13 protein-coding genes are annotated in these 16,224 nt (G+C 45.6%); 4 read left to right on the top strand and 9 right to left on the bottom strand.

Features of this window, described 5'->3' with window-relative positions:
• Positions 1-140 precede the first annotated feature (140 nt).
• The gene (locus tag K5609_RS00530; protein ID WP_221075519.1) at positions 141-1,601 is read right to left on the bottom strand and encodes a methyl-accepting chemotaxis protein; all 1,461 of its coding nucleotides are present in this window, start codon (positions 1,599-1,601) and stop codon (positions 141-143) included.
• A 381-nt stretch (positions 1,602-1,982) separates the two neighbouring features.
• On the opposite strand from K5609_RS00530, the gene K5609_RS00525 reads away from it, so the two are divergent.
• The 4 genes from K5609_RS00525 to K5609_RS00510 are packed head-to-tail and all read left to right on the top strand — an operon-like array spanning position 1,983 to position 6,727.
• Complete coding sequence (locus K5609_RS00525; RefSeq protein ID WP_221075518.1) at positions 1,983-3,380, top strand: TolC family protein; 1,398 nt, start codon at positions 1,983-1,985, stop codon at positions 3,378-3,380.
• A gap of 8 nt (positions 3,381-3,388) precedes the next feature.
• A complete protein-coding gene (locus K5609_RS00520; protein WP_221075517.1) occupies positions 3,389-4,375 on the top strand; it encodes an HlyD family secretion protein in 987 nt (328 codons plus the stop codon).
• Between the two features lie 46 nt (positions 4,376-4,421).
• Positions 4,422-5,558, top strand: coding sequence for an ABC transporter permease (locus tag K5609_RS00515; protein WP_221075516.1), 1,137 nt, complete (start codon positions 4,422-4,424; stop codon positions 5,556-5,558).
• Entirely contained in the window at positions 5,555-6,727 is a 1,173-nt protein-coding gene (locus K5609_RS00510; RefSeq protein WP_221075515.1) for an ABC transporter permease, read from the top strand. The genes K5609_RS00515 and K5609_RS00510 overlap by 4 nt, the downstream gene beginning before the upstream one ends.
• A gap of 485 nt (positions 6,728-7,212) precedes the next feature.
• Here the strand turns inward: K5609_RS00510 and K5609_RS00505 are convergent, their stop codons facing one another.
• The 8 genes from K5609_RS00505 to K5609_RS00470 form a co-directional block, all read right to left on the bottom strand.
• Positions 7,213-8,613 (bottom strand): sensor histidine kinase, encoded by a 1,401-nt coding sequence (locus K5609_RS00505; RefSeq protein WP_246611919.1) that lies wholly within the window; start codon positions 8,611-8,613, stop codon positions 7,213-7,215.
• Positions 8,552-9,232 (bottom strand): winged helix-turn-helix domain-containing protein, encoded by a 681-nt coding sequence (locus K5609_RS00500; RefSeq protein WP_221075514.1) that lies wholly within the window; start codon positions 9,230-9,232, stop codon positions 8,552-8,554. The genes K5609_RS00505 and K5609_RS00500 overlap by 62 nt, the downstream gene beginning before the upstream one ends.
• A 55-nt stretch (positions 9,233-9,287) precedes the next feature.
• Positions 9,288-9,851 (bottom strand): PepSY domain-containing protein, encoded by a 564-nt coding sequence (locus tag K5609_RS00495; protein ID WP_152783910.1) that lies wholly within the window; start codon positions 9,849-9,851, stop codon positions 9,288-9,290.
• A 202-nt stretch (positions 9,852-10,053) separates the two neighbouring features.
• Positions 10,054-10,731 carry a substrate-binding periplasmic protein gene (locus tag K5609_RS00490; RefSeq protein ID WP_221075513.1) on the bottom strand — a complete coding sequence of 226 codons (678 nt, stop codon included), beginning with the start codon at positions 10,729-10,731 and terminating at the stop codon, positions 10,054-10,056.
• 119 nt (positions 10,732-10,850) lie between these two features.
• Entirely contained in the window at positions 10,851-12,518 is a 1,668-nt protein-coding gene (locus tag K5609_RS00485; RefSeq protein WP_221075512.1) for a glycoside hydrolase family 5 protein, read from the bottom strand.
• 438 nt (positions 12,519-12,956) lie between these two features.
• Positions 12,957-13,277, bottom strand: coding sequence for a hypothetical protein (locus K5609_RS00480; protein WP_221075511.1), 321 nt, complete (start codon positions 13,275-13,277; stop codon positions 12,957-12,959).
• Positions 13,278-13,347: 70 nt separating this feature from the next.
• Positions 13,348-14,619, bottom strand: a complete 1,272-nt coding sequence (locus tag K5609_RS00475) for an O-acetylhomoserine aminocarboxypropyltransferase/cysteine synthase family protein (RefSeq protein WP_220719547.1) — start codon at positions 14,617-14,619, stop codon at positions 13,348-13,350.
• A gap of 214 nt (positions 14,620-14,833) precedes the next feature.
• The gene (locus K5609_RS00470) at positions 14,834-16,171 is read right to left on the bottom strand and encodes an MATE family efflux transporter (RefSeq protein ID WP_221075510.1); all 1,338 of its coding nucleotides are present in this window, start codon (positions 16,169-16,171) and stop codon (positions 14,834-14,836) included.
• Positions 16,172-16,224: the final 53 nt, after the last annotated feature.

Raw genomic sequence — 16,224 nt, 5'->3', positions numbered from 1 at the left:
GCTGGCGCAAATTGCGCCAGCACAAAATCAAGTTAAGCCATTGTTATAAAAGAAACTATGATATAAATCACTGCGAGATTAATAAGCTAGTTTAAGTGCTTAACTATTACCTAGCTCATCCCGAGCTAGGTAAGCGTAGGCTAGCTGTTGACTGCGCCACTACCGCCTTCGGTGCGGTAGTCTTTCAAGGTTGATGCTAATATCGACGACGCTTCACTCAGTTCTTCAACTGCTTGCACAGCCGAGGCGTTGGCCTCTTTAATAGCATCAGATTGCATGCGTAAATCGCTAAGTTCAGTGGCCACGCTATTAGCCACAGAGCTTTGCTCATCGGCCGACGCAGCAATTTGGGCATTCATTTCAATAAACAACTGCGCCGATTGAGAAATGGTATTTACATCTTGGCCAATTTCACCCATCAATCGTTCACTGGTTTCAGCCTGCTGCACGGTTTTTTCGGTCAGCCCTGATAACTGCTTAGTTCCCGATTGCAAACCTTCAATCATGGTTTGAATTTCTACCGTGGCGTCTTGGGTACGCTGTGCCAAGTTGCGCACTTCATCAGCCACCACCGCAAAGCCACGCCCCTGCTCACCAGCTCGCGCCGCTTCAATGGCCGCATTAAGTGCCAACAAGTTGGTTTGCTCTGAAATGCCGTTAATCGTGGTAATAACCACATTAATTTGCGTAGCATTGTCATTAAGCGTGCCGATAGATTGTGAAGTATTGCCAATTAGATCCGAAAGCTGATTAATCGCGCTCACCGCATCTTGAACTTTGTGCTCACTTTGCTCTACTTGTTTGGCATCTTGCTGCGCCTTATCGGAGGCTTGGTTAGCAATATTTGATACCTCACCGGCTGCTGCGGTCATCTCTTCCATGGCTGTCGCCACCGAATCTAGAGACTTATGCTGCTGGGAAATTTGGCTTTCGGTTGCGCGGGCGTCCTTATCAAAGGTACTAGCGGCATGGTTTAAACTGGTGGAGCTTTGCTTCACTACCACTACTAGATCATTCATGGTGTCCATGGCGCGGTCTAGTTCAAAACCAATACTGCCAAACTCATCACGTCCAACATGAAAACCCAAACGTGAAGTTAAATCGCCACTGGCTATGCGTTGTGCCGCTTGATGCATCACCCATAAAGCACCGCCCAAATGGCTGGCCAACCAATAACAAAGTAAAGCAAAGGGCAACATCGTTAACCAGGCAACAATTAAAGTAGTGCGTGCGCTACTGCGAGGCTCTTGTTCCCAGCTTTTGACATTTTCAGTGAGCGAATAGTTTTGTCCTTGAGCTTTACCGTAAACGGTCACACTATCGCCCTTGCGAATACTGGCAGATTGGCGATTCGCTTTGCTTAGGCCTAGTTGAGTAGCTTGTATATCTGGCGCTGTATTTAAAGCCGATAGCTTGGCTTGCAACTGCTGTTCTACCGCCTGCTGAGAACCGGCTTCAATAAGGGCTAGCTTACTTTGGTAGCTAGCGCTACTGCCTAAACCTACGCACAGTACAAAGCCGATAAACACTAGCCAAAATTTGTCGCTAATCGACATTTTAATAAACAGTCGGTCTATGGTTCTAAAGGGTACTTCTTTCATAATGGCTTAGTCCTTAAGGCATCCATCTATAAAGGCTTGCCCAGTGCAATATTTTCAGTATTCACTGAGCTCAAAGAGACGAAAAAAAGCTGTAATACTATATCGCGTTAAACTCGAATACCTTGAGCTCTTCCCGGAAAATTCCTAAGTATTTAAACGCAATTTGCTGAGTTGTGCACAATTAACCAGCAAAGCCTATCTAAAAACCAATATCGCTGCTTCAACAGTCTATTTAACTGGGGAATTACTGGGAAACACTACATCTTGCAGCAAACTGTTCTAGGCTTAACAAATACTAAAAATGCTCACTGCAAAGCACTTGAATAATACTGCCAGCATACTGTAGAGTATTTACTCTAATTTAATAAGGACTGTGGGAAAGTGATAAGACACTTTTGGAGTTTAAAGGTAGCTAGCCTGAGCTGTTTGCTTAGCCTATTGCAGCCAGTAACGGCTAATGCCATTAGCTTTGAACAAGCTTGGCAAGAAGTACTAGAGAAAAACCAAAGCCTAGCAGCCAACAAAGAAAGCGTAGCCCGCAGCGAAGCACTGCGCGACGCTGCAAAAGATCTCTACTACCCCAAAATAGATTTAACCGGTAATTACACCCGTTTAGAAAAACCAGTTTCGCTTGATTTAAAAGACTTAGAGCCTTTGGCATCACTCGATTTAAGTGGCTTAGACCCCGCGCTAGGACAAATTTTAGCGCCGCTTTTAAACTTACCAACGGTAACTAACTTCACTGAGCAAGACATTACCACTAGCTCCATTCGGGCAATTTGGCCCCTGTATACAGGTGGCCGCCGTGGCGCTGCCATCGATATCGCACGTGAGCAAAATATTGAAGCTGGTAAAGTACTCGCTATGCAGCAGCAGGCTAAATTTGAAGACCTCGCCAAAGTTTACTTTGGGGTGGTGCTGGCTGCACAAGTAGCAGAAACCTATAAAGAGGTGGAAGATGGGCTTAAGAAACATCAACGTAATGCGGTAAAACTAGAGCAGCAAGGACAAATCGCCTTTGTAGAACGATTGCAAGCAGATGCCTCTTACGACAAGGCCAAAGTTGATACCAGAAAAGCCCTGCGAAATTATGAAATTGCCCAGTTAGCCTTAAAAGAATTGCTGCATGCCCAACAGGCTATCCAACCCACTACTAGCTTATTCACTCAAGCAGACATCCCCGAGCTAGAAAGCTATATGTCGCAAACCCTAAACAGTTATCCGGGTTTAGCGATATTGGACAGTAAATCAGAACAAGCTAAAAAGATGGTGACCATAGCCAAAGGCGGTTACATGCCAGAGGTATACATGTTTGGTAACTATGACATCTACAAAGGCGACAGCTTAGCCGCTAAATACGCGCCCGACTGGATGGTGGGCGTTGGTGTGTCGGTGCCAATTATTGATAACTCTGGCCGCTCCGGCAAAGTTAATGCAGCCAATAGCACGGTGGTGCAAATCTCTTATATACGCGCCCAAGCCGAGCGAGATTTAGGATTGCTGGTAGAAAAAACCTACCGAGAAGCCGAGTTAGCCTTAGAAGAATATCAAGGATTAGAATCTACCCTTGCGTTGGCCAAAGAGAATTTACGTATTCGACTTAAGGCTTTTAGCCAAGGTTTGGCAACCTCTTTAGATGTTGTGGATGCCGAGATGTACCAAGCTAGCGTAAAAACTCAGCGCCAATCTGCTGCGTATAGCCATGTAATCGCACTGGCTAAACTCACCGCCTTAAGTGGTGAAATGGCTAATTTTTCCCAATACTACCGATTTAACTAGGGTCTATTATGCGTAAATTTTCTGCCGTGTTACCCATTTTGCCCTTGCTGGCGATTATTGCTTGGGTTGGCTATTCATTTTGGCAAGCTTACCAGCCTCAGCCTTACACATTGCAAGGCCAGATAGAGGCTCAGCAATACAACATTTCATCCAAAGTAGCTGGGCGGATCGACCAGGTATTAGTGAGAAAAGGCGACCAAGTAGAGCCTGGGCAACTAATCTTTTCCATCACTAGCCCTGAATTAGATGCCAAATTAGAGCAAGCCAAAGCCGGTCAACAAGCGGCATCCGCCATGGCAGAACAAGCCGAAAATGGTGCCCGAACGCAAGAAATTGCCGCCGCCAAAGACCAATGGCAAAAAGCCCTAGCCGCCGCCAACTTAGCCGAAAAGACCTATCAGCGAGTGGATAATCTGTATAAAGATGGCGTTGTAGCCGAACAAAAACGCGACGAAGCCTATACCCAATGGCAAGCAGCCCGTTACACCGAAAACGCTGCATCACAAATGTATCAACTGGCCAAAGAAGGTGCACGAGATGAAACCAAACGTGCAGCCTCTGAACAGGCCCGCGCGGCAGCTGGCGTAGTGGCAGAAGTTGAAGCATTTACCAGCGACACCTTAGTGACAAGCTGGCACTCGGGCGAGGTAAGCCAACTACTGTTACAAAGCGGTGAACTGGCTCCCACCGGCTTCCCAGTGGTGTCGATTATTGATATGCAAGATGCCTGGTTGGTATTGCATGTTCGTGAAGACCAACTAAGCCAATTTCAAAAAGGGCAGCAGTTTAGTGCCAAGCTGCCTGCGCTAGATAATCAAAGCTTTAAGTTTGAAGTAGCCCATGTGGCAGTGATGGGCGATTTTGCCACTTGGCGCGCCACCGATAGCCGCACTGGCTTTGATTTACGCACCTTTGAAGTAGAAGCACGCCCTTTGCAACAAATTGAGCAATTACGTGTAGGCATGAGCGCGATTGTTGAGCTTGAGCAGCCTTAAAATGAATGCCACCCGCGAACCGTCGCTCGGCTTAAGGCAACTGTTTATGCAACAGTGCTTACTACTGCGCGATAACGCTTGGTTAATGGCTATGCTCACTTGGTTGCCACTGCTGGCCTTTTTAGCCGTGTGGTGGGTATTTTCGTCGGGCTTAACCCGCGAGCTACCGATTGCGGTGGTCGACCATGACCACAGCCAGTTATCGCGTAGCCTAATTGGCCACTATGACGCCAGCCCAACACTGCAAGTGCGCAGCGTTTATAGTGAACCGCAAGCTCGATCGCTGCTACGTACAGGCGATGTGTCTGCGCTAGTGATTATTCCTGCCGATCTAGAAAAGCACACTAAGCTGGCACAAACACCTACGGTTGCAGCCTACTACAACAGCCAATTCATGGTGATTGGCAAGCAAATCAACTCTGCACTGCAGCAAGCTCACGGTACTTTTAGTGCCAAAGTTGCGGTGGCAAAAGCGCTTAGCCATGGCAATACCCAAACCTTACAAGCCTTGGGCGATGCGGTCCCTATTCGCAATCAAATCAGCGCTTTATATAACGGAAATAGCAACTACGCCCAGTTTATTGTGTCTGCTGCCTTACCGGCTTTTTGGCAAATTTTGATCATGGCGGTAATGATCTTGGCGCTAGGTGCAGAGCTAAAAAACAATAGCTTTAAAGACTGGTTAGCAAGCCAAGCATGGCAAAAATTGATGGTAAAACTCAGCTTTTTTGGAGGCTTATTATGGCTGCAAGGCATACTGCTATGTACGCTGATGTTCCACGGCTTTGACTGGCCAATGCGAGGTTCTTGGAGTGTATTACTGCTAGCCTTGCTGCTGTGCGTGCTAGCTTCACAAGCGATAGCATTAATCTTTATGCTGCTGTTTCAAGACGTCGCCCGAGCACTCAGTTTTGCTGGAGCACTTACCGCACCCAGCTTTGCCTTTATGGGAGTGACCTTCCCAGTGAGTGAGATGCCTTGGTTTGCTCAATTTTGGCGCCAACTCATCCCAATAACCCATTACATTGAAGTACAAATAACCCAAGCTAACTATGGAGCAGGCATAGCGCAGTCATTGCCCAACTTATCAGCCTTATTGGTATTTGGGCTTGCCTTTATTAGCGCAGCATTGCTAGTTAAAATCCGCTTCGCTAAGCCAGCACAACTAGGGCATAACACATGAAAACAGCCCTAGTCATGCGCTTGGAACTTCGCCGAATAATGGGCAATCGCGCCCTGCTATTAACGGTGTTTGGCGGGTTGCTGCTTTACGCATTTTTGTACCCCCAACCTTATTTAAACCAAACGCCACTTCAGCAACCCATCGCAGTGATTAATGCCGATGGCAGTCAACTAAGTCGGCAATTGATTCGCATGGTCGACGCTAGCCCCTTATTGCAAGTGACCAGCCAAGTCGCCAGTATCGAGCAAGCTCAACAGCAGTTAATCGAAAGAAAAGTGGGTGGTTTGTTAGTTATCCCCGAACATTTTTATCGCGATGTATTAATGGGTAGATCGCCTACTCTGTCTTACGCTGGAGACGCCTCATACTTTTTGGTTTATGGCACTATTGTGCAAGGTTTAGCCAGCACCTCTGGTACCTTAGCCGCCCAAGTAAAAGTAGCAAAAATGGTAGCCGATGGCATCCCGCTAGCACTTGCTAGCACCTTGCATTCGCCAATCCAGCTAAGTGCTAATGCGGCCTTTAACGCCCACCAGGGTTACTTGGACTATGTTATTCCGGCAGTATTTGTGGTGATTTTGCACCAAACGCTGCTTATTGCTGTCGGTTTACACGCTGCGCCGGCAGCATCGGGCTCACAAGCTAAGCTCTTGCGCTATGCTGCCCCGTGGCAGCTAGTGCTATGCCGTGTTGTGATTTTTGCTGTTATGTACAGTGTAATGAGCAGCTTTTATTTTGGCGTAGTGCTTAATTATTATGGAGTGCATCACTGGGCGAGTGTTTCTCAGATATGCCATTTGCTGCTACCCTTTTTAATCGCGACTGCCGGCTTAGCCCAGTGCATAGCGGTGTTATTACCTAAACGCGATTACGCTACCATTGTTGGTTTAATGACTTCATTACCGACCGTGTTTGTGTGTGGTTTTATCTGGCCGCTGAGCTCTATTCCACCAGCCATTAATATTTTGGCCGACCTAATACCGGCCAAACCCATGGTCTTAGCCATGTTAAAGATCAACCAAATGGGCGCTAGCTTTAGTGAAATACAAGCTCACTTTACTCATCTATGGCTGCTCGCTATGACTTTTAGCTGCTTAGCACTGGCCTTACTCCATATGCAAAAAGCGAAAGCGACTCCATCTCTCAATAAGGTGGAAAAGCTACTTTGATAAACTGACATTTATCCAGAAAACTAAACATTCTTTAAATTAATAGCTTAATTAGCAAAAGGAAAAGTAATTTTCATAAGCTCGAAGCGCTCACATCTTAAATACACAATTACAACAACTTATCAATATTTGTCACAGTTCTAGTTGCTCACTCTGTAAACAAATTTGTGCAGTGTTAAGTTTTAGATGTAGAGCAATTTGCTCGCACCTTGCAACCTTGGTTTAGGCCGGTTGTGCGTGCGATTAGGCCGTTTGCCTGACGCATCAGTGATTAACATTGGATGGTGGGGAATACTATGGAACAGTTTTATTTTACTTATTACGTAAACTACTTTGCACGAAAAGCTAACAAGCTAAAGAAGGCAAAAGTACATTCATAAATTGCTCTTTGTAACACAGGCCTTCTCTGTATTATCTGTTGCCAGAATTGATAAGACCTTAAAAACCAGCCTTGCTTGCAAGGCTGGTTTTTACTTTTTACCCGCTTAGCTAAACACCACAATTACCTGTAAACCGCTTTGTTGATTAAGCAACTTTATCTCGCCACCATGTAGTCGAACAATCGCCCGAACCAATGGCAAGCCAAGACCATAACCGGGGCTATTGCGGCTGCTTTCTAAACGGTACAAACGCTGGAATACCTTATCCAACTCTGCCTCGGGAATGCCGGGGCCAGTGTCCCTTAGCTCAAAGCCATTGGCCTTAATAGTTAATTGAATTTGCGCCTGCTCGCCTGCGTATTTGCTGGCATTTTCCAGTAAGTTATAAATGGCGCGGAACAATAAAGTGGCATCACCTTGTAGCTTACATGGCTGCTCAAGCTTTAATGAAATATCCTGTTGGCGCTCTGCACAAAGTGGCTGAATTAATTCAACGGCGTCTTCGGCAATGTTTTCCAGTTGTAACTGGCTAAATTTAGACTGCTGCTGATGCTCTAAGCGCGTTAGCTCCAACATGGAGCTAAAGGTAGCCAATATTCCATCTAATTCCTGCAGCATACTGGCCAGCTGTTCCGGGCTCACCGCTTGCTGCTCACTATCGAGCAGGGCTTGTTCTAAACGCAAACGCAAGCGGCCCAAAGGGGTGCGGAGATCATGAGCAATCGCATCGGTTACCCCAGCAATGGCATCAAAAGAATGCTCTACTTGTGCCAGCATTTTGTTAATGTGAGTCGCCATATGATCAAACTCATCATTGCGCGGACTTAAGGCGACGCGGGCGCTTAGCTCCCCGGCTTCTACTTGCTGAGCAATCTGATTAATGCCGTTTACCCGTCGCAGTACTTGGGCCGAAAAAAACCAGCCGGTTACTAGGCCTAAGGCTAGCGCCAAACTCAGTGCAATAATGCTCGCTTGAATAAACTGCTCGCGTAAATCAAACAGTGCTTCATCGTCACTCGCCACCATCAAACGGCCGCTATCCAAGGTTTGCACACAGCCTGAATAAAGACGAATTTTGTTGTAGTTGTAAACCGGAAAGCGCGCTAGCGCAGGGCACTGAGCCAAGCGTTTAGGAATGGTATCTAAGCGTCCATAAGTATTGCTTCCATCGTCATAAGCCAGAACAAACTGGCGAGACTGCTCAGCTTGTAATAGAAACTGATTGATGAAATCTTGTGGGCTCAACTCGTCGGCCAATAGGGTTTGCTGTTGAACCAATTGATCGAGCTGCTGGGTTTGGCTACGGCTTAATTGACCAATGCTGAGCTGATACAGCACCCACAGCAAAATCCCCACTACTAACATCAGTAGTGCGGTATACATTCGAGTTAAACGCCAAATTGAACTATTGCGGGTTAACCGCCACATGTAGCCAGTTTGACGTTTATTTTTCCACCATGCGGTAACCGACGCCACGTACGGTTTCAAGTAAGGCACTATGGCCATCTAGCTCTACCTTTTTTCGTAAACGTGCCACGTGCACATCAATAACATTGGTTTGTGGATCAAAATCGTAATTCCATACAGCTTCAAACAATAAGGTCCGGGTAACTACTTGGCCAGCGTGCTCCATTAGGTAGCGTAATAACTTAAACTCCTTGGGCTGCAGTAGTATTTCTTGCTGGCCACGCCATACTCGCCTAGCTAATAGATCCATACTTAAATCGGCAACTTGTAGCTTGTTTAAACTTGGCTCAGCTTTACCACGTTGACGTTGTAGCAGTATTTCGATGCGCACCAAAAGTTCAGCTAAGGCAAAGGGTTTTACTAGGTAATCATCGCCACCTTCGCGCAAACCCTTGACCCGCTCATCAACGCTGTCTAGGGCACTGAGTATTAGCACCGGCAAGTGTTTATTGGCATTACGCAAGGTAGACAACACCGTTAAACCATCGAGCTTAGGTAGCATGCGATCTAGTACAATCAGCTGGTAGTCATGCTCTAAGGCTAAAAACAAACCTTCCTGGCCATCACTGGCCACATCCACTTGATACCCTTGCTCACTAAGTGCCCGATGCAAAAATTGCTGGGTAGTCAGGTCGTCTTCTACGATTAATATTCGCACATTGCTTACCTCAAAAATGCCAAGAGGTAGCCCTTGGCTACCTCTATCACTCAGCTTAGTGTTTTAGTACCGGAATGGTTTCGCCACTCGCCACATCAACTATCACTCGCTGCTTGCCTTGCTCACCCAGTAGCTTGAATTTGTAAAAAGTGATGCCTTTTTCGTTTTCTAGTTCAAACTCAATAACCTGCGCTTGGTACTTGCTGTTCAACATGGCTACCGTTTGCTGTAAAGACAGCTCTGATTCAGCTAACTGCTCTAGTGCTATACGCTCATCTTCATCTAACTTGCTAACGCCTAAGATGCTTAGTTTACTGCTTTCATTTTTCAACATTTCGCCATCGGCTAAGCTCAGTTTTAGTTTGTGCTTTTGCTCTTGGGCAAGGTTTACCACATCTACTTCATAAACAGCTTGGCCACGGTAATCATCTAACTCTAGCTCGGTTATTTGCCCTGGATATGTGTTGTGCACTTTTTCAATGGCTTGCTCTAGGCTAAAACCTGCTTTTTTAATAGCTAGTGCTGACAGTGCATCGTCATCGGCCATTACTGCGGTAGAAGTTAATGCAACCGCAGCTGCAACACAGATTTTTTTTGATAATTTAATTGGAAGTTTCATTTGGCTAATCCTCGTTGTGTAATCGACATGAGCAGATTACTAAAACCGCCCTTACCGCAAGGTGGCCACAACATTACATTTTGTTCATCTTAAAAAAAACGGAGACTAGCTGCGCAATAAGTACCTAGCCATTGCCCAAATGATAGCGTTTATAAGAATAAAATAAACGATTAATCAATTACTTCTATTAGAGCTTGGCTGATTACTCTTGCTGTTGAGCGAGTGGCTCGGTAGTGAGTTTTTGTAATACTTCGGCTAACTGCTTAGCTTTATCTTGATGTTTGTTATGAAGGAAGTGGTACAGCGGGACGTAGTCGAGCACAGGACTCACCACAGTGATTTGTTTATGCCAATACTTTTTAATGACGTATTCACCAAGTGACAGGGGCAATATCACTACATCAACGCGCTCTCGGCCGAGCATAGTTAGCGCTTGATGGGCGGTATTAAAAAACTGAGTATTGTTGTGCTTACGCATCTTTTCTTCTAGAAACAAATGGCCCCGCACCCCTGCTACTCTGTATTGCTGTAAGCTTTGCCAATCGCTCACTAGCGCCTTATCTTTTTTTACAAAGGCAGCAATGGTGATATGGCCTACCGGCACCGGGATCAAAATATGATTAGGTAAGTAACTGCTGGCATAACGGGTTCTGGCCAATTCGGCATCAATGTCATGATTGTCTCTGGCGTGATGTAAGGAGCGTTTGGCTGGCATAGGCACGATGTTCACCTGATAACCAAGTTCTGCATAGGCAGCGCTTACCGTATCGCGCACCTCTGGAAAAGCAGCGATAGTTTCAATCGTAGAGATACGTAAACTAGGCTCAGCACTCAAATAACCACAACAGAGTGTTAGCATGATCAAACAAACAGTTCGCATGCTATTTCCTTAATCTAAAAAGAAAGTAATAACTGACAATCTACTTTTTAGTGTAGTTGATTACTTCTCAAATCAAGTCACAACACTGACAAATTTGTTTATTTATTGACCTAGCTTAATTAAGGCTCATTCAACCGCTGCTTAAACAGTTGAATTAACGGTTGATTGGCATTGCTCTCGGTTGGCAAGCTGCCATAGCCGTAATATAGAGCGAAGGCATCTTCATGGTAACTATGAAAATTAAAATGGGTTTGGTACTGATCAACAACGTCTAACACGTCACTCACCCATTGTAAGCCACCGCGTTGCAGTTCAAAACAACCGCGAATACAGCCAAATTCACCGAGATAAAGCGGTACTTGGTGCTGCTCGCCCCAACGCTCCATGGGCTCAATCATTTTCTCAATGAGTTGTTTGTCCCAAGCAACAATATCTTTAAGCCCATTTTGAAAATCTAAACGCAACTGCACACGGCTAGCAGCGCCGGTTCCACGGGTTTTCACCCAACCAGAGATTTGATAGAAATGAGCAACTTTAGGCACAACAAACTGTTGCGAGCTGCCATTATTAGCATCGCTGGTTGTCGCGCTAATCTGCAATATATCTTCACCTCTCTGGCGAAGGTGTTGCGAACGACCACGCTGATTAGCCGACCACAAGTACCAATCTGCGTGTTGGCTTAGGTCAATTTTCACTTCACGCAGAAGCTCCTTACCATCTGGTGCATATTCATTAATCACCACCTGCTTGAACAAGCTATCACCAGCATTATTTGCCGATACGAGGGCTGGATAAATCAAATCAACTTTTGGGTCTTGGTGCTGTAGTTTCTTTCCTTCTACAAATTGCCAGTCGCTGTCGGCACTTATTGTTGGGTTATCAAACTGGGCGCCATACCAACTGGGTGAACCAATCACTTTCAGCCTATCGGGATCAGGATAAGAGGTCGGAACTTGGTATTGGCGTAACCAGGAGGCTTGCTGATGGCTAAATGCCATTGGTTCATAAAAGTGATATTGGTAGACAACGTTGGGGTCGGCTAACTTAAAGAAGTTTTGCTGCTCGTCGATTTGCCATTGGTTTTTCACGGCCAACAAGCGCTCTACAAAAATCATTTGTTGCTGGTTAACTTGTCGAATCGCCGTTACTAACTCGTTAGCGAGATCTTCCCACTGCTGTTTACTGCGAGTAGTGACCGGTTCGTTAAGTAAATCTAAGGCTGCTACATTGGGGTGGCCTTGGTAACGCTTGGCAATGGCTTGCCACAGACTAATTAGTCGCAGCTGATTTTCACGCTTATCCCACAAGGCATCACCCGCACCATTAGATTGAAAACCGCCTTGAGGAACATGAATATTGAGCACAAGATAAATGCCATGCTTTTCTGCCCATTGCACATTTTTATCTAACCAATCCCAACCGGACTGGTGGTATTTATAGGGCGCGCTGTCGCTCTCAAAGGTTTGATAATTTAGGTAGAAACGAATGCTATTAAAGCCCATTTCTTTTAGGCGAATATAATCTTGCTCGTTGTGATGTTGGCTTGGAATACGAGTATTAGCCCATACCTCATTGCCAAAGGCTACGCCCTTTAAACGAACTTTTTCCCCCTTGCCATTAACAATAAAACGGCCATCAACTCGCAGACGCAAGTTGTCATCATAGGGTTTAGCGGATTGGTAGACTTGAACTTGTTCGAGAGCCATATCGGGCTTGCCCCCTGCAGCACTGCAGGCCAGCAAATTAAGTAAAACCGTTGCAACTATTACTGATAAAACAAGCCGCATGACTCTGTCCTTTTAAGGCTAGCGAAACCACATTGCGATTATAAGCAGCGCTACAAAGAGAAACTAAAGCCAAGTTCAACTAATTGAAGAATATGAAAAATCGTTACGAGAGATAAAAAAGCGACATCAATTACAAGTTAAAAACTAAAAGGCAGGGCAGCTTGTCGTATATATGCCGTAAGTCATTGACGGTAAAATAGTATATTTTTCTTGCCGGTACTCAGTAACTTGCCTTTCACACCAAATAACAGCGTCTTCATATTCCTCATAGCCATTGCCATTTGCGTTCCAGCATTGATTCTCATCCATGGAAGCAAAGCTTTTGATTCAGTGATTCGACATGATGAATAGGTATTTGGATCGTCTCCACCACCTTGGTCTAAACAAGCAAACAATAAAGGGCATATTACTAATACTGAAAGGGACTTATTTAGCCAACTAATAGACATCTAACTCAAAGCCCTCTTTGAAAACCACTAAACTGCTACATGGCACACTAAAAAACACCGTTTCAGATTCTACAAATTTAATCTCTAGTTCAGCGAAAGCTTGGCAGTCGATGAGCGAACCTGATTTGGGTGCCAGCTTTATATCTTGCCCATAGATATCTAGATGCAGGCTATCCGATGAATGATTTCTTAATTTAAGAAAGCGTTCGTTATGCTCCGTCACCACAATACCGAATAACGGTTCTGATAGTTCCGAAGCATGAGAGCAAAAACACCCAAGCAACAACATTCCCAAAGTGAACTTACCCAAATCGTTGTTCCTTAACAAAAAAAGCCACTTTAACAAGTGGCTTTTGACATTTCAATCAACAGTTTATAGCTTAAGCTTTATCGAGCGCTTGGCTAACGTCGTTGATGATGTCACCGATGTTTTCAATGCCAACCGAGATACGGATTAAATCGGCACTTACACCTGCTTTTGCTAACTCTTCATCATTTAACTGACGGTGAGTGGTGGATGCTGGGTGACAAGCAAGCGATTTAGCGTCACCAATATTCACCAAACGCAGAATCATTTCTAGGGCATCAATAAAGCGACCACCAGCTTCTTTTCCACCTTTAATACCAAAGCTCAAAATGCCAGAGGCTTTACCACCAACAATCTTTTCGCACAGCTCATTGTAAGGGCTGGTAGGCAGTGCAGCGTAGTTTACCCACTCCACTTTAGGGTGTTGCTTAAGGTAAGCCGCTAAGTTTTCGGCATTTTCACAGTGACGCTCCATTCGTAAACCCAGCGTTTCCAAACCTTGTAAAATTTGGAAGGCGTTCATCGGTGAAATAGCCGCACCAGTGTTACGCAGTGGTACTACGCGACAGCGGCCAATGTAGGCCGCAGGGCCTAGCGCTTCGGTATACACCACACCATGATAAGACGGATCTGGCTCGTTTAAGATTTTAAAGCGCTCTTTATTCGCCACCCAGTCAAACTTGCCAGAATCAACAATAATGCCGCCAATAGAGGTGCCATGTCCGCCAATGTATTTAGTTAATGAGTGAATAACGATGTCGGCACCCAGTTCAATCGGCCGACATAAAAACGGCGTAGCAACAGTATTGTCGACCATTAAAGGTAGACCGTGTTTGTGGGCAATTTCGGCTAACTTAACCAAGTCCACTACGTTGCCAGCAGGGTTACCAATTGACTCACAGAAAATTGCGCGAGTATTTTCATCAATAGCCGCTTCAAACCCAGCGTAATCGTCTGCCGATACCATGCGCACATCAATGCCTTGTTTAGGAAAGCTGTGGGCAAACAAATTATAGGTACCGCCATACAATTGGCTAGTGCTTACGATATTGGTTCCCACTTCACAGATACATTGAATCGCGTAGGTAATGGCAGCCATGCCAGAAGCTAAGGCAAGGCCAGCAATGCCTCCTTCCATAGCTGCAACCCGCTGCTCTAGCACGTCGGTTGTAGGGTTCATAATACGGGTATAGATATTACCCGGAACCTTTAAATCAAACAGATCGGCACCATGCTGAGTATCATCAAAAGTGTAAGACGTAGTTTGATAGATAGGCACCGCGGCCGCTTTAGTGGTAGCTTCCGATTGATAACCATGATGAAGTGCTAAAGACTCTAATTTCATTACTGTTCTCGCTGCTAAAGGAATAAAACAACCCTGTCTGCCGCTGCAAATACTGCGGCAATTCCATTTATTACTGGCCACCAGTAATAAACCGAGGATCAACGTAAAGTGTTAGTTGTAGCCTAAACTACGCTACAAAAGATAATAGAAGTATCGCGCTTTGTGATCCATCACTAGGGGCTGTTTATCTTTCGAGCTAATTTTTGTCAGCGACTTAGGTTATTCCCATGTTGTGCCAACGGTAGGTTTTCCAGCGCCAGTGGTTAATCATGCCACGAATAACTTCATCTAAAGCAAAACAGGCCCAAGCGCCAATAATGCCAAGCTGCCAGGAGATAGAGCAAAGGTAAATAATGGGCACCACGCCCCAAATAAAAGCAACCCCAACGGTGGCGGCAAACCTGCCATCGCCCACCGCTTTTAAGCCCATTCCAGCAACGATATTGATCGCCCGAAACGGCTCCATCACGATACAAATAATCAGCAACCATTTGGCATAGAATGCAACTTGTGGGTCATCACTAAACAAGCTAATCAAGGGCTGGTAACACCACGCAAACAAGCTCATATTGGCAAAAGCAAACAGCATGGCGAGCTTAATACAGCGATTGTATGTGGCGTCTACTTCATCCAGCTTTCGCGCTCCCATGTGGTGAGCCATGATGATTTGCCCAGCGGCCGCCAAAGACCAACTTACCGCCATAGAAATAAACAAAAAGCGCAGGACAAAAGTATAAGAAGATACCGCAAGCACGCCTAAACTCGCCAATATTCCCGCCACTACGATTTGTTGCAAAGTGTAGTTAGCAGGCTCGGCTGCTGAGGGAATAGCAATTTTCATCAATGGTTTTATCACCGCTCGCATGCGCGGCAATATCGCCCACGTAAACTCGAAGCTTACTTGCGCTTTTATGTGCACAATCAGCATCACAACCACACAAGCAAAGGCATAAGACAACACGGTACCCAAAGCGATACCTTTTAAGCCCATGGGCTCAAGCCCAAACCAACCAAAGAAGAACGTCGCATTAAGAAATATATTCATCACATTGGTGAGCAGCGAGGCCAACATGTTCCAGTTGGTCATTGCTTTAGCCGCCAGAATCGAGCCATAAGCACAACGCAGCCCAAAGAAGCCAAAGGTGAAGGCCATAATGGCTAAGTACTCTTCCGCGTAAGTTTGCATCTGCACAGGGAAGTTGAGCCAAAGTGCTATATTGTCGAAATTAAGGTAGGTAAACAGACTAAATGCTAGACCAGCCAGGCCCAGCAACACCACATTAGTCATAAATACCGGCACGACTTTATCAAGCTTATTCGCCCCGTAATACTGAGAGGCGGCAGCCGTGCCGCCAGTAGAGAGCATGGGCAGTACAAAAAAGCCAATCCATAGGTAAGGCATCAATAAACCCGCTGTCGCGGCGGCCTCTTCCCCTAACAGGCTAAGAAAGTAAATATCGACCATTACAACAATGCCGCTGGTAAGCTGCTCAATTAAAATAGGCCACGCCAAATTAAACAATTTGAGTTTATTTACTGCGGCTTGCGGCATGCTTCGGCTCCGGTGTTGGGCAACACTACATTGTAACCAGCTAAAGCACTTAT

Source organism: Agarivorans aestuarii (genome assembly GCF_019670125.1).
GTDB classification, from domain to species: domain Bacteria; phylum Pseudomonadota; class Gammaproteobacteria; order Enterobacterales; family Celerinatantimonadaceae; genus Agarivorans; species Agarivorans aestuarii.
This window is presented reverse-complemented; position numbering and strand designations above follow the sequence as displayed.